Annotated in this window: 21 protein-coding genes; 13 read left to right on the plus strand and 8 right to left on the minus strand. The window is 67.9% G+C overall.

Features of this window, described 5'->3' with window-relative positions; all coding sequences use genetic code 11:
* Positions 1–4 precede the first annotated feature (4 nt).
* Both rpoZ and folK read right to left on the minus strand, forming a co-directional pair.
* Positions 5–364 carry a DNA-directed RNA polymerase subunit omega gene (rpoZ, locus tag B3D50_RS10020; RefSeq protein ID WP_003165386.1) on the minus strand — a complete coding sequence of 120 codons (360 nt, stop codon included), beginning with the start codon at positions 362–364 and terminating at the stop codon, positions 5–7.
* Positions 365–494: 130 nt separating this feature from the next.
* Positions 495–1,058 carry a 2-amino-4-hydroxy-6-hydroxymethyldihydropteridine diphosphokinase gene (gene folK / locus B3D50_RS10025; RefSeq protein ID WP_286951027.1) on the minus strand — a complete coding sequence of 188 codons (564 nt, stop codon included), beginning with the start codon at positions 1,056–1,058 and terminating at the stop codon, positions 495–497.
* A gap of 22 nt (positions 1,059–1,080) precedes the next feature.
* Between folK and B3D50_RS10030 the strand changes: the two genes are divergently transcribed.
* Positions 1,081–1,662, plus strand: coding sequence for an NYN domain-containing protein (locus B3D50_RS10030; RefSeq protein ID WP_046654225.1), 582 nt, complete (start codon positions 1,081–1,083; stop codon positions 1,660–1,662).
* A complete protein-coding gene (locus B3D50_RS10035) occupies positions 1,659–2,303 on the plus strand; it encodes a uracil-DNA glycosylase (RefSeq protein ID WP_286951028.1) in 645 nt (214 codons plus the stop codon). Before B3D50_RS10030 ends, B3D50_RS10035 begins: the two co-directional genes overlap by 4 nt.
* A 4-nt stretch (positions 2,304–2,307) precedes the next feature.
* Here B3D50_RS10035 and B3D50_RS10040 read toward each other — a convergent pair whose 3' ends face one another.
* The gene (locus tag B3D50_RS10040) at positions 2,308–3,465 is read right to left on the minus strand and encodes an N-acetylmuramoyl-L-alanine amidase family protein (RefSeq protein ID WP_112999882.1); all 1,158 of its coding nucleotides are present in this window, start codon (positions 3,463–3,465) and stop codon (positions 2,308–2,310) included.
* 509 nt (positions 3,466–3,974) lie between these two features.
* On the opposite strand from B3D50_RS10040, the gene B3D50_RS10045 reads away from it, so the two are divergent.
* Genes B3D50_RS10045 through B3D50_RS10055 form a run of 3 tightly spaced genes read left to right on the plus strand, consistent with a single transcriptional unit; the run spans position 3,975 to position 9,005 of the window.
* Positions 3,975–6,674: an Rne/Rng family ribonuclease gene (locus B3D50_RS10045; RefSeq protein ID WP_286951029.1), complete on the plus strand. Its 2,700-nt coding sequence runs from the start codon at positions 3,975–3,977 to the stop codon at positions 6,672–6,674.
* Positions 6,675–6,728: 54 nt separating this feature from the next.
* Entirely contained in the window at positions 6,729–8,150 is a 1,422-nt protein-coding gene (locus B3D50_RS10050) for a M48 family metalloprotease (RefSeq protein ID WP_286951031.1), read from the plus strand.
* Between the two features lie 39 nt (positions 8,151–8,189).
* A complete protein-coding gene (locus B3D50_RS10055; RefSeq protein WP_286951032.1) occupies positions 8,190–9,005 on the plus strand; it encodes a DsbA family protein in 816 nt (271 codons plus the stop codon).
* Between the two features lie 25 nt (positions 9,006–9,030).
* Here B3D50_RS10055 and B3D50_RS10060 read toward each other — a convergent pair whose 3' ends face one another.
* Together B3D50_RS10060 and thiS are read right to left on the minus strand one after the other, a co-directional pair.
* Positions 9,031–9,819 carry a thiazole synthase gene (locus tag B3D50_RS10060; RefSeq protein WP_286951033.1) on the minus strand — a complete coding sequence of 263 codons (789 nt, stop codon included), beginning with the start codon at positions 9,817–9,819 and terminating at the stop codon, positions 9,031–9,033.
* Positions 9,820–9,893: 74 nt separating this feature from the next.
* Entirely contained in the window at positions 9,894–10,091 is a 198-nt protein-coding gene (thiS, locus tag B3D50_RS10065) for a sulfur carrier protein ThiS (protein ID WP_003165397.1), read from the minus strand.
* 332 nt (positions 10,092–10,423) lie between these two features.
* Here thiS and B3D50_RS10070 point away from each other — a divergent pair, with 332 nt between their 5' ends.
* From B3D50_RS10070 to lepB, 7 genes are all read left to right on the plus strand, one after another.
* Complete coding sequence (locus B3D50_RS10070; RefSeq protein WP_286951036.1) at positions 10,424–11,059, plus strand: hypothetical protein; 636 nt, start codon at positions 10,424–10,426, stop codon at positions 11,057–11,059.
* A gap of 136 nt (positions 11,060–11,195) precedes the next feature.
* Positions 11,196–11,558, plus strand: a complete 363-nt coding sequence (locus B3D50_RS10075; protein WP_286951038.1) for a hypothetical protein — start codon at positions 11,196–11,198, stop codon at positions 11,556–11,558.
* Between the two features lie 158 nt (positions 11,559–11,716).
* On the plus strand, positions 11,717–12,172 hold the full coding sequence (gene aroQ, locus B3D50_RS10080) for a type II 3-dehydroquinate dehydratase (protein WP_286951039.1): 456 nt from the start codon (positions 11,717–11,719) through the stop codon (positions 12,170–12,172).
* 40 nt (positions 12,173–12,212) lie between these two features.
* A complete protein-coding gene (accB, locus tag B3D50_RS10085; protein WP_286951041.1) occupies positions 12,213–12,701 on the plus strand; it encodes an acetyl-CoA carboxylase biotin carboxyl carrier protein in 489 nt (162 codons plus the stop codon).
* 5 nt (positions 12,702–12,706) lie between these two features.
* Complete coding sequence (gene accC / locus B3D50_RS10090; RefSeq protein ID WP_286951043.1) at positions 12,707–14,059, plus strand: acetyl-CoA carboxylase biotin carboxylase subunit; 1,353 nt, start codon at positions 12,707–12,709, stop codon at positions 14,057–14,059.
* A 100-nt stretch (positions 14,060–14,159) separates the two neighbouring features.
* Positions 14,160–14,795 carry a leucyl/phenylalanyl-tRNA--protein transferase gene (gene aat / locus B3D50_RS10095; protein WP_409516111.1) on the plus strand — a complete coding sequence of 212 codons (636 nt, stop codon included), beginning with the start codon at positions 14,160–14,162 and terminating at the stop codon, positions 14,793–14,795.
* 19 nt (positions 14,796–14,814) lie between these two features.
* Entirely contained in the window at positions 14,815–15,588 is a 774-nt protein-coding gene (gene lepB / locus B3D50_RS10100; RefSeq protein ID WP_286951046.1) for a signal peptidase I, read from the plus strand.
* On the opposite strand, the gene B3D50_RS10105 is transcribed toward lepB, so the two are convergent.
* From B3D50_RS10105 to B3D50_RS10115, 3 genes are read right to left on the minus strand one after another with little or no spacing between them, the layout of a single operon-like run.
* Complete coding sequence (locus B3D50_RS10105; protein ID WP_128116088.1) at positions 15,585–15,908, minus strand: EF-hand domain-containing protein; 324 nt, start codon at positions 15,906–15,908, stop codon at positions 15,585–15,587. The two genes, lepB and B3D50_RS10105, sit on opposite strands and share 4 nt — an antisense overlap.
* Positions 15,909–15,919: 11 nt before the next feature.
* On the minus strand, positions 15,920–16,618 hold the full coding sequence (locus tag B3D50_RS10110) for a DUF2155 domain-containing protein (protein ID WP_286951047.1): 699 nt from the start codon (positions 16,616–16,618) through the stop codon (positions 15,920–15,922).
* Complete coding sequence (locus tag B3D50_RS10115) at positions 16,615–17,007, minus strand: NADH:ubiquinone oxidoreductase subunit NDUFA12 (RefSeq protein WP_076222814.1); 393 nt, start codon at positions 17,005–17,007, stop codon at positions 16,615–16,617. Before B3D50_RS10115 ends, B3D50_RS10110 begins: the two co-directional genes overlap by 4 nt.
* Before the next feature lie 207 nt (positions 17,008–17,214).
* Here B3D50_RS10115 and B3D50_RS10120 point away from each other — a divergent pair, with 207 nt between their 5' ends.
* Positions 17,215–19,824, plus strand: a complete 2,610-nt coding sequence (locus tag B3D50_RS10120) for a TSCPD domain-containing protein (RefSeq protein ID WP_286951048.1) — start codon at positions 17,215–17,217, stop codon at positions 19,822–19,824.
* Positions 19,825–19,830: the final 6 nt, after the last annotated feature.

A 19,830-nucleotide genomic window follows, 5' to 3' on the forward strand; every position in this document is an offset into this window, starting at 1 on the left:
GCCGTCAGTAGCGTTCCTCCTGGCCCCCGTCGCGGTCGCTCTGCAGCGCGCGGATCAGTTCGGCTTCGGCCATGTTCATGTGCTGCGGCTCGGCCAGCAGGGCCACGACTTCGGCTTCATCCTCGGCCTCGGTCCGCTCATCGACCCGTTGCAGGGTGGTGATGATGTTCTCGCGCAGTTCGTCCGGGGTGACGGTGTCCTCGGCCAGTTCGCGCAGGGCGACGACCGGGTTCTTGTCGTTGTCGCGGTCCAGCGTCAGCGGCGCGCCGTTGGCGATGTTGCGGGCGCGGTGACCGGCCAGCAGAACCAGACCAAAGCGGTTCGGCACCTTTTCGATGCAGTCTTCGACAGTGACGCGGGCCATGAATTTCCTCTGGCGGCAGGGAGAACCGCACAAAATATAGGTTGAAAGCCGATTGTGCAACGCCGCGAAGGCGGCATTGGAGCGGATCGGCGTCAGTTGCGCCTCCCCTCGCCCAACAGACGGCCCGGCGTCAACCCCTCGGCAGGGGTCGAGCATCCTCGCCGACCGTGGCCGCCGCCGCCAGATCGCGCGCACGACGGCCGCAAACCGGATGCGTCCACCCCGGCGCCACCTCGGCCAGCGGCCCCATGACGAACAGCCGGTCGGCCGCTCGCGGATGCGGCAGAATCAGCCCGTTCAGATCGCCGCTGAGCCGCCCATAGGCGATCAGATCCAGATCCAGCGTGCGCGGCGCATTACGCGCCGTCCGCACTCGGCCGAACAGATCCTCGATCCGCCCCAGGGTCTGCATCAGGGTTGAGGCGTCCTGGACGGTGCTGACTACGGCCACGCCGTTCAGGAAGGGCGGGTCGCTGGGGTCAGGCCAGGCCTGGGACGACCACCAGGACGAACGCGCCAGCACATCCACCCCCTCGGCGCGGAACCGGGCCAGCGCCGCCTCCAGCGCCTCGACACAGGACGACCAATCACCCTTGTCATTGCAGCCCAGTGCGACGATGACTGCCGCGTCCAGATCGGTCTCGCCCCAGGATTCTCCTGAGGCGTCGGTCGGGGCGTTCATTTTCTCGACCATATCGACGGACTCATTTTCGTTCATGACCGACCATCCCGATGACCGCATCGCCCTGTTCATCGACGGCGCCAACCTCTATTCGGCCGCACGCGCCCTGAACTGCGATCTCGACTTCAAGAAGCTGTCCACCTGGTTCGTCGGCGAAGGCCGGTTGATCCGCGCCTATTATTACACGGCCATCGTCGAGGGCGAAGAATTCTCGCCCGTGCGGCCGCTGGTCGACTGGCTCGACTACAACGGCTTCACCGTCGTGACCAAGCCGGTCAAGCGCTTCACCGACGCCCAGGGCCACAGCCGCACCAAGGGCAATATGGACATGGAGATCGCCGTCGACATGCTGGAGCTGGCGCCGCGCCTGGATCAGGCGGTGCTGTTCTCCGGAGACGGCGACTTCCGCCGCGTGGTGCAGGCTCTGCAGGCCAAGGGCGTGCGCGTGACCGTCGTCTCGACCGTCAAGAGCCAACCGCCCCAGATTTCCGACGACCTGCGTCGTCAGGCCGACGCCTTCGTTGATCTGGCCGACATCATGAACCAGGTCGGCAAGCCCAAGGCCGCGATGAATCAGGGCGTGACCCGCACCCTGGACCGGAGCGATCGCGCGTGAGCGCAGCGTTGACCCCGGAACCGGCGCGCGACTGCCCCCTGTGCCCGCGCCTGGTCGCCTATCGCGCCGAGAACGCGCGTCAGAACCCGGACTGGTGGAACGGTCCGGCGCCCTCGTTCGGCGATCCGAACGCGCGTCTGCTGATCGCAGGCCTGGCGCCGGGCCGCACCGGCGCCAACCGCACGGGCCGCCCCTTCACCGGAGACCACGCGGGCTGGCTGCTGTACGACACGCTAAAGAAGACCGGCTTTGCAAAGGGGTCTTACGATCCTGACGGCCATGACGACCTGACGCTGGTCGACTGCATGATCACCAACGCCGTGCGCTGCGCCCCGCCGCAGAACAAGCCGACGGCGACGGAAGAGAACACCTGCCGCCCCTTCCTGGTGGATCGGCTGGCCGCCCTGCCCCGGCTGAAGGTGATCGTGACCCTGGGCGACGTGTCGCGGCGCAGCATCCTGCGGACGCTGGGCTATCCCGGCTCGGCCATTCCGGCAGGACATGGCGTCGAGGGCCAGGTTGGCCCCTACACGCTGATCAACAGCTACCACTGCTCACGGCTGAACACGAACACGGGCCGACTGACGGAGGAAATGTTCGAGGACATCTTCAAGCGCGCGAAGGCGGCCCTGGAAGCTTGAAACCTCAGCCGCCGGCGATATCCCCGGCGACCATCACCGGGGCGGCCGGCTCGCGGAAATAACGGTCGATGCCCTCGGCGACCGAGCGCATCAGGCGGCGACGGGCGCGTTCATCGCTCAGGACGCGCTCATCCTCCGGATTGGTGATGAAGCCCATCTCCAGCAGGATGGCGGGAACATCCGGCGCCAGCAGCACCGCCAGACCCGCATCGCGGTGACTGCGGCGCAGCAGCGGATGGTCCGCGCCTTCCAGATGAGTCAGCAGCACCCGCGCGAACTGAGCCGAGCGGTTCTGTGTGGCGCGCTGGGTCATGTCCAGCAGGATGCGGTCGACCGAGGGGTCGCGCCCCGGCAGGCGCAGGTCGCGCTGCCAGTCGTCGCCCTTGGTGAACTCGCGCACGGCGCGACCGGCGCCCTGTTCCGACAGGGTATAGACGCTGGCGCCGCGCAAGGCCGGGTCCGAACCGGCGTCGGCGTGCAGGGAGATGAACAGGTCCGCCCCCGCGTCACGGGCGATCTGCACCCGGCGGCCGTGCACCACATAGACGTCGCCGTCGCGGGTCAGGCGCACGCGATAGCGGCCGGTGCGCTCCAGAGCCGTCTTGAGTTCGCGGGCGGCGGCCAGGGTGACGGCCTTTTCCTGAACATGCTGCCCTTGGGCGCCGGGATCGCGGCCGCCGTGACCGGCGTCGATGACGATCAGGGGCTTTTCGGCGCGGGCCTGTTCTCGGCGCGGCGCGGCGACCGGAACCGCAGCGGCGGCGCCCGTGGCCTTCAGGTCGATGACGTAGCGATAGTGGTCCACCCCGTCGCCGGGCGGCAACAGGAAGCGGCGCTCGATCTCGGCGCCGCGCGCCAGGTCCAGCCGCACGCGCGATGCACCCGAGGCCGCGCTGACCTCATAGCCGCGCACCAGGCCCGAGCCGCTGCCTTCCAGACCGCGCGCAGGATTGACGCCCGCCAGCGACAGGATGACCCGCCCGGCCGAACCGTCCTCGATCACCTGACCGCGCGTCGAGCGGCCCAGATCCAGCACCACGCGGGTCCGCTGGGCGTCGCCGCCGAAACGCAGACGCACGATTTCGCCGTCCGGACCGAAGGCCAGACCGCGCGTCGCCGTGAACGCGACAAGGCAGATGACGACGAACGCAAGGCCGGTCATCGACCACTCGCGCACGCCCCAACGGCTCAGATTGTCACGCCACCGACCCAACATCAGAGGGAAATCGCCCTGCAGTTTAGAGACCAGGATGAGCCCAGGGTTTAAGGATTTCGTTAAGACCTCTTACCGGCGCGCGGTTCTTTTATTTTCCGCAACATCTGCCTATTATCGGTTCCGCATGCGAACGATCGCGCCGCCCGGCACTGTGTCGGGATCAGGCGCGCCCTCCTCGCGGCGTTGAACTTTTCACCAATTCCGAGGATCGCGCGGCCTGGCCGTCGATCCGAAGATACGGGTTTGGGATGCGGCCTTGATCGGCGCGTCCGGGCCCAGGACCGACAACCTTATGGGCCGACCCGCCTGCGCTCCTGAACGGCAAGACCATGCCGCTCTCGCTTTTAGCGAGGGGATGACGCGCGCCCTGGCCCCCATTTCCATTCGGCGAGCCGCCCCTATTCCCGCGACTGCGTTCGCGGCGCACGGCCTGGCGCGCCTGAGAGAGACCTTCAATGTCAAAAACCATGTTGATAGACGCGGCGCACGCGGAAGAAACGCGCGTCGCGATCGTGGACGGCCGCCAGGTTGAGGAATTCGATTTCGAATCCCGCGCCCGCCGTCAGCTTCGCGGGAACATCTATCTCGCCAAGGTCACCCGCGTAGAGCCCAGCCTGCAGGCGGCCTTCGTCGAGTACGGCGGCAACCGCCACGGCTTCCTAGCCTTCAACGAAATCCACCCGGATTACTATCAGATCCCCGTCGCCGACCGCGAAGCCATCATGGCCGAGGCGCACGACGACGCGGACGAAGACGATCTGGGCCGTGAATCCGACGACGCCGATTCCGACGGCAAGCTGGCCGACGAGGAGCGCCTGAAGCGCCGCCTGATGCGTCGCTACAAGATCCAGGACGTCATCAAGCGCCGCCAGATCCTGCTGGTGCAGGTCGTCAAGGACGAGCGCGGCGCCAAGGGTGCGGCCCTGACCACCTGGCTGTCGCTGGCCGGCCGCTACTGCGTGCTGATGCCAAACACCGGCAAGGGCGGCGGCATCTCGCGCAAGATCACCAACACCTCGGACCGTCGCCGGCTGAAGTCCGCCGCCGCCGCGCTGAAGGTGCCGCAGGGCATGGGCCTGATCATCCGCACGGCGGGCGCCAAGCGCACGCGGGCCGAGATCAAGCGCGACTATGAATACCTGCTGCGCCTGTGGGAGACGATCCGCGAACTGACCCTGCGCTCCAACGCGCCGGCGATGATCCACGAGGAAGAGAACCTGGTCCGCCGCGCCGTACGCGACATGTACGACAAGGACTTCGACGGCATTCAGGTCGAGGGCGTCGAGGGCTTCAAGCAGGCCCGCGACTTCATGCGCGTGCTGATGCCGTCGCAGGCCAAGAAGATCCACCTCTACCAAGGCTCGCGCCCGCTGTTCGCGGCGAACGGCATCGAAGAGGTGCTGACCCAGATTCACCAGCCTGTCGTGCCGCTGAAGTCGGGCGGCTATCTGGTCATCAACCAGACCGAAGCCCTGGTCGCCATCGACGTGAACTCCGGCCGCGCCACCAAGGAGCGCAACGTCGAGGCCACGGCGACCAAGACCAACCTGGAAGCCGCCGTCGAGGCCGCCCGCCAGCTGCGCCTGCGCGACCTGGCCGGTCTGATCGTCATCGACTTCATCGACATGGACGAGGGCAAGAACAACCGCGCGGTTGAGAAGGCCCTCAAGGACGCCCTGGCCAAGGACCGCGCCCGCATCCAGATGGGCCGCATCTCGGGCTTCGGCCTGATGGAGATCAGCCGTCAGCGTCGCCGCCTGGGCGTGATCGAAGGCGCGACCGAGGTCTGCGAATGCTGCCAGGGCGCCGGGCGGGTCCGTTCGGCCGAATCGGCGGCCCTGACCACCCTGCGCGCCGTCGACATCGAGGCCGGCAAGAACGGCGCGGGTTCGGTGAACCTGCGCGTCTCAACCGCCGTGGCCCTGTACATCCTGAACCACAAGCGCGCCTATCTGCAGTTCCTGCTGGAAGAGCGCGGCCTGAACGTCATCATCCAGATCGACGACAGCCTGGCTCAGGGCGAGCACTCGATCGAGCGCACCGAGACGAACGAGGACTTCGTCGCCCCCGAAAGCCACATCGATCTGGCCGACCTGGACGACGGCTTCGACGACAGCGCCTATGACGACGAGGACGAAGACGCCGAGGACGAAGACGACTTCGGCGACGACGAGGACGAGGCCGATCTCGACCGCGAGGACGAGGACGACGACGAGGCCCGCGCCCGCTCCGAACAGGACGACGACAGCCGCGGCGGACGCCGCCGTCGCCGTCGCGGCGGTCGCCGTGACGAAGAAACCGAAGCCGCCGCTTCCGACGATGACGACGACAGCCGGGGCGGTCGCCGCCGTCGGGGCCGTCGCGGCGGTCGCCGGATGCGTGAGGAAGGCGAACGCGACGTCTACGCCTGGGTGCGCGGCCGCACGCCGTCGCTGCAGGATCCTTACGTCTGGTTCGACCCGATCAACCCGGTCGCCCCTCGTCCCGAACGCAAGGATGAGCGCAGGCCGGAGGCCGCCGGCGAGGATACGGCTCAGGACGTCGGCCTGGACCAGGTCGCCGCTGCGGAAGAAGGCCGCAACGGCCGCTCGCGCCGTCGTCGCGGCCGCGGCCGGGGTCGCGGTCAGGGCGAACTGACCCACGAAACCAAGGTCGAAGACCGCGCCGCCAATGAAGGCCTGCCGCCCGTCGGCTCGCCCGACACGCCGATCGCCGTGGTGATCGAAGGCGAAGCGACCGAGGCGCCCGCCGCCGAAGCCGCTCCGGCCGTCGAACAGGCCGAAGCGCCCAAGCGCCGCCGCGTGCGCCGCAAGGTCAGCGCCGCCGCCGTGGAAGACGCGACGGCAGCCGCCCCGACTGAGGCTAAAGCTGAGGTTGAGGCCGCGCCGGTCGAAGCCGACCAGCCCGTCCCCGCCGAACTGGACGTGCCGCCCGCCGTGGCCGCCCGCGTCGAACAGGCGATCGAAGAAGCCCTCGAAGAGGCTCTGGGCGAGATCCCGGCCGTCGCCGAGAGCGTGGTCGAAGAGGCTGTCGTCCTGGCCGAGCCAGCCCCGGCGCCGACGGCCGAGGTCGACATCGCGGCCATCATCGCCGACGATCCGAACCAGATCGGCGCGCCCCCCGCCAAGCCCAAGCGCGGTTGGTGGCGCCGTTGATCGGACACGATTAAGCTGGAAGCTGCGGGGGAGACTATCGCTCTGGAGATCGTCATGACCAGGACGCCCCCCGCCGCAACCCGCTTTCGGCGCTATCTGGCCGCCGGCGTCGGCGCCCTCGCGGTGCTGGCCTCGGCCGCCGCGGCCCAGGCGCAGAGCCTGATCCGGGACACCGAGATCGAGGGCATCATCCATGAGTGGTCCGAGCCCGTGCTCGACGCCATGGGGCTGGACCCGAACGAGGTCGAGATCCTGCTGGTCAACGACAACGACCTGAACGCCTTCGCCACGCGCGGGCGGATCATGGGGTTGAACACCGGCCTGATCCTGCGGACCAAGAACCCCAACCAGCTCCTGGGCGTGATCGCCCACGAGGCGGGCCACATCAAGAACCGCCACACCCTGCGCGACGGCGCCCAGAACGCCGGGATGCAGCCGATGATCATGACCATGGCGCTGGGCGCCCTGGCCGCGATCGCCGGCGCGCCGGACGCGGGCGCGGCCCTGCTGGCCTCCAGCCAGTATTTCGGCACGCTCGGCGCCCTGCGTTACATGCAGAGCCAGGAGGGCGAGGCCGACATCACCGGCGCCCGCGCCCTGGAACGCGCCGGGGAATCCGGACGCGGCATGGTTGAGTTCTTTGAGAATTTCCGCGCCCAGGAAATCTTCTCGGATCAGCGCCGCTATCCCTATTTCCGCAGCCACCCCCTGTCCTCGCAGCGGATCGAAGCCCTGCGCCGCCCGGTCGAGGCCGCCTCCCACTACGACAAGCGCGACAGCGACGCGCGCATGGCCCAGCACGCCCTGGTCGTGGCCAAGATCCGCGCCTTCATGGACGCGCCCAACGCCACCTTGCGCGACTATCCGTCCAGCGACGTCACCCTGCCCGCCCGCTACGCCCGCGCCATCGCCTGGTATCGCGACGGCCAGACGCAGAAGGCGCTGGACGCGGTCGACGTCCTGTTGGCCGAACAGCCCGAGAACCCCTATTTCTGGGAGCTGAAGGGCCAGATCCTGTTCGAGGAAGGCCGCCCGGCCGAGGCCCTGGGCGCGCATGAGAAATCGGTCGAGCTGAAGCCGGGCGCCCCCCTGCTGCGCATCAACCTGGCTCACGCCCTGATCGAGACCAGCGACGCCTCCAAACTGACCGAAGCCGAGAACCAGCTGAAGCGCGCCCTGGCGCTGGAGCCGGAGAACACCATGGGCTGGCGCCTGCTGTCCCAGGCCTACGCCAGCCAAGGCAAGGAGGGCGAGGCGCGACTGGCCTCGGCCGAATACTGGTTCGCCCTGCGTCGCCCGGATCAGGCCGCCCAGTTCGCAATGCGCGCCCGCGACATGCTGGACCGCAGCTCCATCGAATGGCGCCGCGCCACCGACATCGTCCTGGCCTCGGGCGCGACCGAAAAAGACATCACCGACGCCGAGCGCCGCAATGAACAGCGCAGCCGCTCCGGCGTCATACCGCCCGGCGCCTGACGCCGACTCCGCCTTCCCAATACGCCTGACGAGACCTTGATGACCGACGACGCCCGCGAACCCGGCCCTGAAACCCACCAGCCCGCCGTGACGCCGCCCGCCGCCAAGGGCCGCTTCGCCCTGTCGGGAACCGTTTTGGGCGGCGCCGCCGTGGCCATGTCGGCGGTCGCCCTGGCGCTGTCGGCCGCGCCCTATCTGAGCGGCGGTTTCGGCGGCAAGGTGCGCGACTATCTGATCAGCAACCCTCAGGTGCTGGATGAAGTCCTGGCCGCGCGCGAGACGATGGAATCCCAATCGCGCGTCCAGACCATCAACGCCGCCGCCGCCGCCAACCCGGCCCTGCTGGCCGTCGATGCGCGCGATCCCGCCTTCGGCCCGGCGAACGCCAAGGTGACGGTGATCGAATTCTTCGACTTCCGCTGCCCCGGCTGCAAGGCTGTGGCGCCGGAGTATCGCGCCCTGATGGCCGCACATCCCGACGTGCGCTTCGTCTTCAAGGACTGGCCGATTCTGGACCGGGGCGAGGACGTCTCCTCGCAATACGCCGCCCGCGCCGCCCTGGCCGCGCATCAACAAGGCAAATACCTGGCCGTCTATGACGCCCTGATGGCGGAACGGGCGCTGGACCGCGCCTCCATCGACCGCATCCTGGCCGACAACGGCGTCGACATGGCCAGGGCGAACGCCGCCATCTCGGCCCCCGAAATGACGCGCCACGTCACCGACATTCATGCCGCCGCCGCTGCGCTCGGCCTGCAGGGCACGCCGACCTTCTTCATCAACGGCGTCGCCAGCCCCGGCATCGATCCGCGCGAGGTCGGCGCCCTGATTGAAGCGGCCAAGAAAAAGGGCTGACCTTCCGGTCAGCCCCTGAGCCTTCTCAGATCAGCCCCGCCAACGGCGAGGACGGATCGGCGTAGAACCGCTTCTTCATCCGTCCCGCCAGGTAGGATTCACGCCCGGCGATGACGGCATGCTTCATGGCGCTGGCCATCAGCAGGGGATCGCGCGCCTCGGCGATGGCGGTGTTCATCAGCACACCGTCGCAGCCCAGCTCCATCGCAATGGCGGCGTCCGAGGCCGTGCCGACGCCCGCGTCGACCAGCACCGGCACCTTGGACTGCTCGACGATCAGGCGGATGTTGATCGGGTTCTGCACCCCCAGCCCCGAGCCGATCGGCGCGCCCAGGGGCATGATGGCCACGGCGCCCGCGTCCTCCAGCTTGCGCGCATAGACGGGGTCGTCGGTGCAGTAGACCATGACCTCGAAGCCCTCGGCGGTCAGCAGCTTCAGCGACCGCAGGGTCTCCTCCATGTCGGGGAACAGGGTCTTGGGGTCCGCCAGAACCTCCAGCTTGACCAGGGTCCAGCCGCCCGCCTCGCGCGCCAGACGCAGGGTCCGCACCGCGTCCTCGCCGGTGAAGCAGCCCGCCGTATTGGGCAGATAGGTGTATTTCTTCGGGTCGATGAAGTCCGTCAGCACCGGCTGGTTCGGATCGGTCAGGTTCACCCGGCGCACGGCCACGGTGACCATCTCGGCGCCCGAAGCCTCGGCCGCCGCCGCGTTCTGGGCGTAGTCGCGATACTTGCCGGTGCCCACGATCAGGCGCGAGTTGAAGGTGCGGCCGGCGACGGTCCAGCTGTCGGTGCGGGGAGCGGTGTCATTCATGCTCCTGACCTAGCGCCGCCCGCCGCCGGGGGGAAGCGGCGTTGCGGGATTTGATCGCCCCACGCTTCTACTGCTCAGCCCCCGCCGACGAACTGCACCAGTTCGATCTTGTCGCCCTCGGCCAGCGCCGTCTCGCCATGCAGCGAGCGCGGCACGATCTCCAGATTACGCTCGACCGCCACCTTCTTCGGATCCAGCGACAGTTCCTGAACCAGTCCCAGAATGGTCGTGGCGGCGGTGTCCCGCGCCTCGCCGTTGACTTCGATACGCAAACTGTTCGCTCCAGGGCATGCAGGGTGGAGAGGCAAGGTGTCTTTCGGAGACGTCGATAATGGGCGGTCCAGCGCGAAACATCAAATCCACGGTCTCAGCCGCTTTCGACCCCTAGCTGAGTTGTAGACCTGGCAGGCCCGCTCCGGTTCGCCGGGGCGGGCTTTCGTCGATTGAGAGGGCGAATGTGCACTGTCTGTTGTGGCTGGACGTTCCGAGCGTATATTGGAAGTGCATGCGCAGAGCTTCTATCCTCTTGATCATAATGCTGGCTGGGTGCGTAGATTCACTGCCAACACATCGGTCGGCTAGCAGGACGCCGTCATCAATTGCTGTGACCGACAATACCCGCCATCGCGTGGTGCCCATTCTCGTCTATGGCATGCCACGCTCCGGTACGGTTAGACCGCTGGCGATCCTGTCGCATGGCTATGGCGTATCCAATTCTGAATACAGCTTCGTGGCCGATCACTTGGTCAAGCGCGGCTATCTGGTCGTTTCGATAGATCACGTTGAGCGAGCCGGCGACCCGCCTATGGTCAATTCAGGCAAACTGTCAGAAACGCGCCGGCCTGTCTGGCAGGTAGGAGCCGACAGCATCGGCTTCATCATTGGTGAGATGAGCCGTCGCGGCCTGTCAGATCCTCGACGCAGGGCTGTGCTTGTTGGCCATTCGAACGGTGGCGACATGACCATGCTATTTGCATCGCAACATCCTGAGCTAGTTGACGTTGCCTTCTCTTTGGATAATCGCCGAATGCCGCTGCCGCGGAGTTCAAGCCCTCGCGTCTGTTCGGTAAGGTCAAGCGACTTCCCCGCTGACCCTGACGTATTGCCAACCGACGCAGAACGCCGAGACTTGGGCATACATATCTTCACGTCCCAGGTAGAGCACAATGACATGACCGATGTCGCTTCACCTGCAGCAAAAGCGGCGATCCTTAGCGCTATCGACGACTGCCTAGGGTAGGCACAGCCCCTCCCGTCGGAGGGCGGACTTTCGTCGTTTCAGGGATGGGTGGGAGCCAACTTCTGATTTCCACCCTTAGGCGAACTTCGCCTCTCGACCCGTTGCGGACGTTGGCGGGCTGCGCGAAGGTCCTGCCATGTTCAAGAATTGGCTTAAAAAGCGCGCGCCGCATGAGGCTGCTTGGCCGTCATTGCCCAAGAGCGGCTTTATGCTCGGCCGGGTGGCGACGGCGGAAGACATCGATCTAGGCGATGCTGTATTTTCTCAGGCGTCTAACGATGTCCTAAAGGCCGAGCCCTACCCGATCGCTATTCCTCAGTATGCGCTTTGGCAGGATGAGGATGGCTCAACCCGCCCGGTTTTCGTGCTCCAAGCTGAGAAGCATGTGTCCGACCCCACTGGAGAACCGATCTATGGGTTGCGGACCTTTGATGGTGAAGAGATCGTCGCATCGGGTGAAGAGGTTCGGTTGCTCGGGGCGGTTCCACCGGCGACGTAACGTCCGGTTCCCACCCTTAGGCGACTTCCACAAGGCCCGCTCGAAGTCGCCACCCTCCCCCTACGTCACCCTTTTTCCCCGCCCGCTTTGCGCCGCGCGCCACCTAGGCTACAACGCGCGCTCGATTCCGCGCGGCGGCGCGCCTGTTTTGCGAGCGAATGCCCGAAACTCTCACCCTGTATGTCCTGAACGGGCCGAACCTGAACCTGCTGGGGGTTCGGGAGCCGGATATCTATGGCCGCGAGACCCTGGCCGACGTTCAGGCCATGTGCGAGGCGGCGGCTGAAGGCGCCCGCGTGGTGTTCCGTCAGTCGAATCATGAAGGCCAGCTGGTCGACTGGATCCAGGAAGTCAGGACTAAGGCCGACGCCCTGGTCATCAATCCGGCCGCCTTCACCCACACCTCGGTGGCCCTGCTGGACGCGCTGAAGACGCTAAGCATCCCCGTGGTCGAGTGCCACCTGTCGAACCCCGCCGCGCGCGAGGCGTTTCGGCATCACTCCTATGTGTCCCTGGCCGCGACCGGCGTGATCGCCGGCTTCGGCCCCCGCAGCTATGAATTGGCCGTCCGGGCCGCTCTGGACCTGGCGCGCCGCGCCGGGGCCAAGGGCTGACCGCCGCGCGCCGTCTGAAGATCAAGTAGAAGAGACCCTCATGTCCGACGACAAGAACAAGAACATCGACGCCGACCTGGTCCGCAGCCTGGCCGACATCCTGAACGACACCGATCTGACCGAGATCGAGGTCGAGCGCGGCGATCTGAAGATCAAGGTGAAGCGCGAAGTCACCGTCGCCGCCGCCCCGATCCAGTACGCCGCCGCCCCGGCCCCGGTCGCCCAGGCCGCGCCGGCCGCCGCCGCGCCGCTCTCCATGCCGTCGGACCCGGCCACCATCGTCGCCCGCGCCGGCGAAGAGGTGAAGTCGCCGATGGTCGGCACCGCCTATCTGCAGCCCGCGCCGGGCGCCGATCCCTTCATCAAGGTCGGCGACAAGGTGAAGAAGGGCCAGACCCTGGTCATCGTCGAAGCCATGAAGACCATGAACCCGATCCAGTCGCCGCGCGACGGCGTCGTGGCTGAAATCCTGGTGGGCGACGCCCAGCCGGTCGAGTTCGGCGAAGCCCTGGTCGTGCTGGAAGCCTGAGCCCCATGTTCACCAAGGTTTTGATCGCCAACCGCGGCGAGATCGCGCTTCGCATCCACCGCGCGTGCAAGGAGATGGGCATCTCCACCGTCGCCGTGCATTCCGAAGCCGACCGCGGCGCCATGTGGGTGCGCCTGGCCGACGAGAGCGTCTGCATCGGCCCCGCGCCGGCGGCCAAGTCCTATCTGAACATCCCCTCGATCATCGCTGCGGCGGAAATCACCGGCGCCCAGGCGATCCACCCCGGCTACGGCTTCCTGTCGGAGAACGCCCGCTTCGCCGAGATCGTCGAGGCCCACAGCCTGGCCTTCATCGGCCCCAAGCCGGAACATATCCGGGTCATGGGCGACAAGATCACCGCCAAGCAGACCGTCAAGGACGCAGGCATCCCCGTCGTTCCCGGCTCTGACGGCGAAGTCGAGACGGTCGAACAGGCCATCGAGGCGTCCAAGACCATCGGCTTCCCCCTGATCGTCAAGGCGGCCGCCGGCGGCGGCGGGCGCGGCATGAAGGTAGCGATGACGGCCGACGACCTGGTCGAGGCCGTGCAGACCGCCCAGTCCGAGGCCCTGGCTGCCTTCGGCAACGGCGCCGTCTACATGGAGCGCTACCTCCAGAAGCCGCGCCACATCGAGATCCAGGTCATCGCCGACAGCCACGGCAACGTCGTCCACCTGGGCGAACGCGACTGCTCGCTGCAACGTCGCCACCAGAAGGTGCTGGAAGAGGCCCCCTCTCCCGCCCTGTCGGCCGAGGGCCGCGCCAAGATCGGCGAGACGGTCAACAAGGCCATCGCCGCCATCGGCTATCTGGGCGCCGGGACCATCGAGTTCCTGTGGGAGGACGGCGAGTTCTTCTTCATCGAGATGAACACCCGCCTGCAGGTTGAACACCCGGTCACGGAGATGATCACGGGCGTCGATTTGGTGCGCGAACAGATCCGCATCGCCGCGGGCCTGCCGCTGTCGTTCACGCAGGACGACATCGAGTTCAAGGGCCACGCCATCGAGGTGCGGATCAACGCCGAGAACTCGGAGACCTTCACCCCGTCGCCGGGCACGATCACCGAGTTCCACGCCCCGGGCGGTCTGGGCGTGCGCCTGGATAGCGCCATCTACGCCGGCTATTCGATCCCGCCCTACTACGACAGCTTGATCGGCAAGCTGATCGTCCACGGCCGCGATCGCGAAGAGGCGCTGGCCCGTCTGAAGCGTTCGTTGGGCGAGACGGTCATCAGCGGCGTCGACACCACCATCCCCCTGTTCCAGAAGCTGTTGCAGGAGCCGGACATCCTGTCGGGCGACTACGACATCCACTGGCTGGAGAAATGGGCGGCGGCGCAAAAGGCCAAGGCCTAAGGCGCCTCTCTTGTACGAGCCGGGCTTCAGCGCGAGCGGCCCTTCCGACGTCTTCGGACCGGAAGCGCTGCTCGCCTGCTACGCGCGGGGCGTCTTCCCCATGGCCGAGGCGCGCGACGATCCGCGCGTCTTCCTGGTCGAGCCGGACCAGCGGGGCGTCATACCGCTGGATCGCTTCCACATTCCGTCACGCCTGCGCCGGACCGTGCGAGGCGAGCCGTTTGAGGTGCGGGTGAACACGGCCTTCGCCGCCGTGCTGGACGCCTGCGCCGCGCCCGCGCCGGGACGCGAGGACACCTGGATCAACGCCCCGATCCGTCGTCTCTACATCGAACTGCATCAGCGCGGCTTCGCCCACAGCATCGAGTGCTGGCGAGACGAGACGCTGGTCGGCGGCCTTTACGGCGTGACGCTGGGCGGCGCCTTTTTCGGCGAGAGCATGTTCAGCCGCGCCACAGACGCCTCCAAGGTCGCCCTGGTCCATCTGGTCGCGCGGCTCAGAAAGGGCGGCTGGCGCCTGCTGGACGCGCAGTTCCTGACCGACCACCTCAGCCAGTTCGGCGCCGTGGAGACGCCGCAGGAAGCTTATCTGCGGATGCTGGCGCCGGCCCTAAAAGTCGTACCGGATCCCACCGCGCTGTTCGTCCCGCTGACAGGCGTCCAAGCCGTGGCGGCGGCCGTGTCCGGACAGGTTTTGCAATTGTCGGGACACGATAAGGCTGGTCTTCCCGACTGACCCCGCGCTCCATGGCGTCATGACCCATGTCGCCAACGCCCCCGCCCCTGTAGACGCAGCGCCCGCCTGGCGCCGTGAAGTCGTCGATATCGCTCGAACCCTGGCCTGCGCCCTGCTGCTCGTCTTCGTCGTCAGGACTGTCCTGTTCCAGCCGTTCACCATCCCCTCCTCGTCGATGGAGCCGGGCCTGGTCACCGGCGACTACATCGTCGTGTCGAAGTACCGCTACGGCTGGAGCACGGCGTCGCTGCCGTTCAACCCGCCCGTAAAGCCGGGGCGGCTTCTGGCGCGTTCGCCGGCCAGGGGCGATGTGGTCGTCTTTCGTCGGCCCAACGACCCGTCAGTCGCCTGGATCAAGCGCGTCGTGGGCCTGCCAGGCGATACGGTTCAGGTTCGAAGCGGCCAGGTTTTCATTAACGGACACGCCGTCAAACGCACGCCCCTGGGTATGACCCAGGATCACGACGCGCCCGAGCGACAGGTGCTGGCCGTGCACGAAACGCTGGGCGACGGTCGAGATTATGTCACCTACGATGGCGGCCCTTCTCGGCCCGGCGACGACACCGACGTCTATCGCGTGCCGGCGGGCCGGTATTTCGTGATGGGCGATAATCGCGACAACTCGCTGGACAGCCGGTGGCCCGCCGAGGTCGGCGTCGGTCTGCTGCCGGCCGAGAACCTCATCGGCCGAGCAGAGATCGTGCTTGCGTCATGGAAACCGGGCGCCGGCCTAACCAGACCCAAAACGTGGCTGAACCTTCAGACCGACCGGTTTTTGAACCCCATCCGCTAGCGAGCGCGAAACTCTTCAAAGGAGACGACGCCGTTCCGGTCACGGTCCAGGCGGTCGAAAGCGGCGCGCGACGGCGACAGGCTCTGAGCCAGCGACGGCGCCGCAATCGCACCCAACGCCAGCCCGGCAGCCGCGGCAATCCATATCTGGCGCCACGGCGCGCCGCGGACGTCAGCCCGATCAGCATCAATAAAACGTCGGATCGCCTCGCTGGCCGTCATGCCCTCGGCCCGGCATCGCGCCATGAAGGCGGTCTTGGCGGCGTGCGACAGCCGAATTTCGACGGTTTCGGTCTTCTTGGGGGATTTCCGATGCGTCATTCCTGCGCCCTTTAGCCCTTACAGCCGACCACCCAGGCGTCGTAGACCGGATGCTGCAGTCCGCTGACGCTGGGCGACGAGGCGAACATCCAGCCCTTGAACACCTGACGCGCCTCGGTCGGCGTCGCCAGGCCGCGCGGCTGAACCCCGACCTCCATATAGGCGATGGCGTCCTCGGTCATTTCATCCGAAGCGGAGACCTCGCAGGCGCGGGCCTTAAACAGCAGGGTCTTGCCGAAGCGCACAGGGCGACCGCCGACCTCGACCTCGAACCGCATGGTCTCGGCCGTGGTCTTGTCGACCGCCTGGATGACGGCGATGCGACGGCGCTGACGCACGCCCGGCGGCGTGGTCGGAGCGGCGGGCGCGGGCGCGGCCTCTTCCTCTTCGGCGGTCAGGTCTTCCGGGACTTCTTCCTGAACGGCGACTTCCTGTCCCTGGACCGCGACGGTCGGGACGCCCGGTTGCGAGGGCGCGGTCGGCGCCGCCGGATTCGTCGCCGGGGACTGGCCCCCGTTAGCGGGCGGAGTCTGCGGCTGGACGGGCTGCAGCGGCGTGCGGCCGGTGTCGCGCAGCAGGTCGCCGATCGGATCGGCCGGAGCCGGCGTCGCGTCCTGCGGCAGGTCCATCAGGGCGCTGGCCACGCCGGCGCCCGAGATCGCCAGTCCCGCGACGACCAGCCCGGCCAGCAGGACATGGCGAAGGGTCATTCCGGGCTCCAGGCCTGATAGTCGCCGGTGGCGGCCGGGCGTTGGCCCAAAGCGGCCAGCGAGCCTTGCGGACGGCGCGCCATCGGCGTGCCCGTCAGGTTCGGCAGGTGATCCTTTTCCCACGCCTGGCGCGGCAGCGGGCGCTCGGCCGGGGTCTCGTCATAGGTGTAGCGCAGCCAGCCCTGCCATTCCGGCGGCACCTTGGTCGCCTCGGCGTAACCGTCATAGATGACCCAGCGGCGCTTGCGGCCGTCATAGCTGACGCCGTCGCGGGATTCGTAATAGCGGTTGCCGAACTCGTCCGTGCCGACCAGCTGGCCGCGTTTGCCGACGGTGAACAGGGTGCCGATCGTGGCGCCGTTCCACCAGGTGAAGATCTTGCTCAGCACGTCGTCGAACTCACTCGAATCCACCGCCCAGGGAAGGTCCGGCGGCGCAGGCCGATCATAGAAACCGCGACGCCCTACGTCCAGCATGGAGCGCACGCGAAACGCCTCAACATCTTGTGGGCAACCCCCGCACGAACCACAACATACGTTGAACGCCCGTCAGATCTGTCGGTAAGCTGGTTGAGACGACATGCGTGGAGACGTGGAATGCGCTTCAAGGCTCGCTTTGCTCCTCTCGCCGCGACGCTCGCTTTCGAGCTCCGCGAGATCGAGCGCGGTCGCGCCCTGACGCCGGTCACAGCGCCCGCAGGGTGGACCGATGTCCGCGTCGAAGCCTGGCTGGACTGGGCTCAAAGCTATGCGCCGTCGCAGTCCGACGCCCTGGACGCCGCCATTCACGACTGGGCCGCGCGACTGGCGTCCGAGGGGAGTGAAAGCGGCGCCCTGGCTACGACGGCCGAGGCCGAGCGATTCGCCGCTGAACTCGCAGCGTCCGTGCTGCTGGGCCTCGCCGCCCCCGCCCTGCCGACGACGAACGGTTTCCTGCCGCTGATCGACCTGTCCGAACCGGATGCGGCGCAGGCCCTGTCGGCCCAGGCCGCCGCCTGGCGCGGGCGCCGCCTGTCCTCGCGCGCGACCGAGGCCCTGGCCAAGGCGCTGGGCGAGGTCGCCGACGCCGTCTCCCGTTGCGAAGGCCCGCGCGAAGCCTGCGCCGATCCCGCCGCCAACCCGGCCCTGGCCCGCGCCGCCGTGGCGGCGCGCCGCTGCGGCGCCGCCGACGCCGACATCCTGCGCGCCATTCAGGGCGAGCCCGCCGATCTCACGATCGAAGCCGTCGAACAGCCCGCCGCCCTGCCCGTTCTGGCGGCGCGCGACACCACCGCCTCGGGCGATCCCCGAACCGCCGCCGTGGCCGAGGCCGTGCAGGAAGGCCCGGTCGTGGTCGTCTTCTCGCCCGCCGAATCCGAGGCCATTGCCGCCGCCCAGACGGGCGCGCGCGCGATCCTGAACCTGCCCGCCCTGGCGGCGCTGGCGGGGGCGGACTTCGACGCATCCCTGGACGCCCTTGTCGCCCTGTGGACCACGGCGCTGGACATCGAACTGGACCAGACAGGCCAGGCCGAGGCGCAGGCCGCGCGGCCCATCGCCCTGGGCCTCGGCGGTCTGGCGGATTGGGCGGTCAGGCAGGACGGGACCGACCCCGCCGCGCAGGCGTCCGCCCTTGGGCGGCGCGTCGCTGACATGGCGTCCCAGACCTCCTGCGAGCTGGCGGCCCGACTGGCGCCCTGCCCTGAATGGGCGACCGCCAAGGATGACGTCATCGCCGCGTTTCACGCGCAAGGACGCGACGCCGCCGCGCTGAAGCAGAACGGGCGGCGCAACGCCGTGATCGGCCTGTTCGTCGACGAGGCTGAGCTGGATCTGCGGCTAAGCCTGTCCCCCTTCAGCGCGACGGATGTGTTCCAGACCGCCGATGACGAAATCGCCCGACGCCTGAGGCCCGCCCTGGTCGCCGCCATTGTCACGGCGGGCGGCGATGTCGAGGCGGCGGAGCGCCATCTGTTCGGCCGCCGCACCCTGGCCGAGGCGCCGGGCGTGAACCACGGACGCCTGCGCGAACTGGGCTTCACCGATCTGGAGCTGGAGGCCATCGAGCGCGCCTTGGCCCTGGTCGAGGACTTCGGCCCCGCCTTCGCTCCGCCGGTGCTGGACGCGGGCTTCATCGGCGACGTGCTGGGACTGACGCCGGACGAGGGCGCCCTGCTGCCTCGCCTGGGCTTCACGGCCGAAGAGATCGAAGCCGCGACCGCCTATGTCTTCGGCCGACCGGACCTGTCGGACTGGGATCCGGCGCCGCCGTCGCTGACGGCCCTATTGGCGACGCCGGGCGCCGATCTGGAAGCGGCCCTGCGCCAGGCGCTCGAGCCGTTCAGCGACGCGCCCGACGCCCGCCCCCGCCTGCTGGACTGGCGCGCCGACGCCATGCAGATCAGCCGCGCCATCGCCGACGGCGCGCGCGACGATCGCCGCGCCGTGGCCCTGCGTCGTGCAGAAGCCCCGCTCAGCTTCCGCCTGACCCTGCCCGAGGTCGAAGCCCCCCGCCGCGCCGAGGCCCCGCCGCAAGCCGCGCCCCAGACCGTCGAGCGCGTGGTCGAGAAGGTGGTCGAGCGCGACCGCACCCGCCGCCGCCTGCCTGATCGCCGCAAGGGCTATATCCAGAAGGCCTCGGTCGGCGGCCACAAGGTCTATATCCACACCGGCGAATACGAAGACGGCGAACTGGGCGAGATCTTCATCGACATGCACAAGGAAGGCGCCGCCTTCCGCTCGATGATGAACAACTTCGCCATCGCCATCTCCATCGGCCTGCAATACGGCGTGCCGCTGGACGAGTTCGTGGACGCCTTCGTCTTCACCCGGTTCGAGCCGTCGGGGCGGGTCACGGGGAACGATTCCATCCGCTCGGCGACCTCCATCCTCGACTATGTGTTCCGCGAACTGGGCGTCTCTTATCTTGACCGTCGCGAGCTGGCCCAGGTCACGCCCGAGGCCGCCAATCTGGACGGCATGGACGGCGCCCCCACCGACGCGCCCCAGCCCGTGCCCGCCGCCCGCTTCATCTCCAAGGGCTTCGCGCGGGGCGCCGCGCCTGACAATCTGATCGTCGCCCCCTTCGGCCGTAAGGAGCCGTCGCCGCGCACCACGCCGCCCGTGCAGGCCGGCCCCTGTCCCGAGTGCGGCGACCTGATGCTGACGAACCGGAACGGGACGCCGGTGTGCGGCGCCTGCGGCGCGGCGCCCCAAGTTCAAGGTTGAAACGGG

This window comes from Brevundimonas sp. UBA7507 (assembly GCF_002478355.1).
Classification (GTDB): domain Bacteria; phylum Pseudomonadota; class Alphaproteobacteria; order Caulobacterales; family Caulobacteraceae; genus Brevundimonas; species Brevundimonas diminuta_D.

Excerpts from the sequence above, each read along its gene's own strand:
- B3D50_RS10075 (WP_286951038.1), top strand. The coding sequence starts at position 11,196 with ATGTTCAAGAATTGGCTTAAAAAGCGCGCGCCGCATGAGGCTGCTTGG.
- folK (WP_286951027.1), bottom strand. The coding sequence starts at position 1,058 with ATGGTCGAGAAAATGAACGCCCCGACCGACGCCTCAGGAGAATCCTGG.
- lepB (WP_286951046.1), top strand. The coding sequence starts at position 14,815 with ATGACCCATGTCGCCAACGCCCCCGCCCCTGTAGACGCAGCGCCCGCC.
- B3D50_RS10040 (WP_112999882.1), bottom strand. The coding sequence starts at position 3,465 with ATGACCGGCCTTGCGTTCGTCGTCATCTGCCTTGTCGCGTTCACGGCG.
- B3D50_RS10045 (WP_286951029.1), top strand. The coding sequence starts at position 3,975 with ATGTCAAAAACCATGTTGATAGACGCGGCGCACGCGGAAGAAACGCGC.
- B3D50_RS10055 (WP_286951032.1), top strand. The coding sequence starts at position 8,190 with ATGACCGACGACGCCCGCGAACCCGGCCCTGAAACCCACCAGCCCGCC.
- B3D50_RS10120 (WP_286951048.1), top strand. The coding sequence starts at position 17,215 with ATGCGCTTCAAGGCTCGCTTTGCTCCTCTCGCCGCGACGCTCGCTTTC.
- rpoZ (WP_003165386.1), bottom strand. The coding sequence starts at position 364 with ATGGCCCGCGTCACTGTCGAAGACTGCATCGAAAAGGTGCCGAACCGC.
- B3D50_RS10110 (WP_286951047.1), bottom strand. The coding sequence starts at position 16,618 with ATGACCCTTCGCCATGTCCTGCTGGCCGGGCTGGTCGTCGCGGGACTG.
- aroQ (WP_286951039.1), top strand. The coding sequence starts at position 11,717 with ATGCCCGAAACTCTCACCCTGTATGTCCTGAACGGGCCGAACCTGAAC.
- B3D50_RS10030 (WP_046654225.1), top strand. The coding sequence starts at position 1,081 with ATGACCGACCATCCCGATGACCGCATCGCCCTGTTCATCGACGGCGCC.
- B3D50_RS10105 (WP_128116088.1), bottom strand. The coding sequence starts at position 15,908 with ATGACGCATCGGAAATCCCCCAAGAAGACCGAAACCGTCGAAATTCGG.
- B3D50_RS10050 (WP_286951031.1), top strand. The coding sequence starts at position 6,729 with ATGACCAGGACGCCCCCCGCCGCAACCCGCTTTCGGCGCTATCTGGCC.
- accC (WP_286951043.1), top strand. The coding sequence starts at position 12,707 with ATGTTCACCAAGGTTTTGATCGCCAACCGCGGCGAGATCGCGCTTCGC.
- accB (WP_286951041.1), top strand. The coding sequence starts at position 12,213 with ATGTCCGACGACAAGAACAAGAACATCGACGCCGACCTGGTCCGCAGC.
- aat (WP_409516111.1), top strand. The coding sequence starts at position 14,160 with ATGGCCGAGGCGCGCGACGATCCGCGCGTCTTCCTGGTCGAGCCGGAC.
- B3D50_RS10060 (WP_286951033.1), bottom strand. The coding sequence starts at position 9,819 with ATGAATGACACCGCTCCCCGCACCGACAGCTGGACCGTCGCCGGCCGC.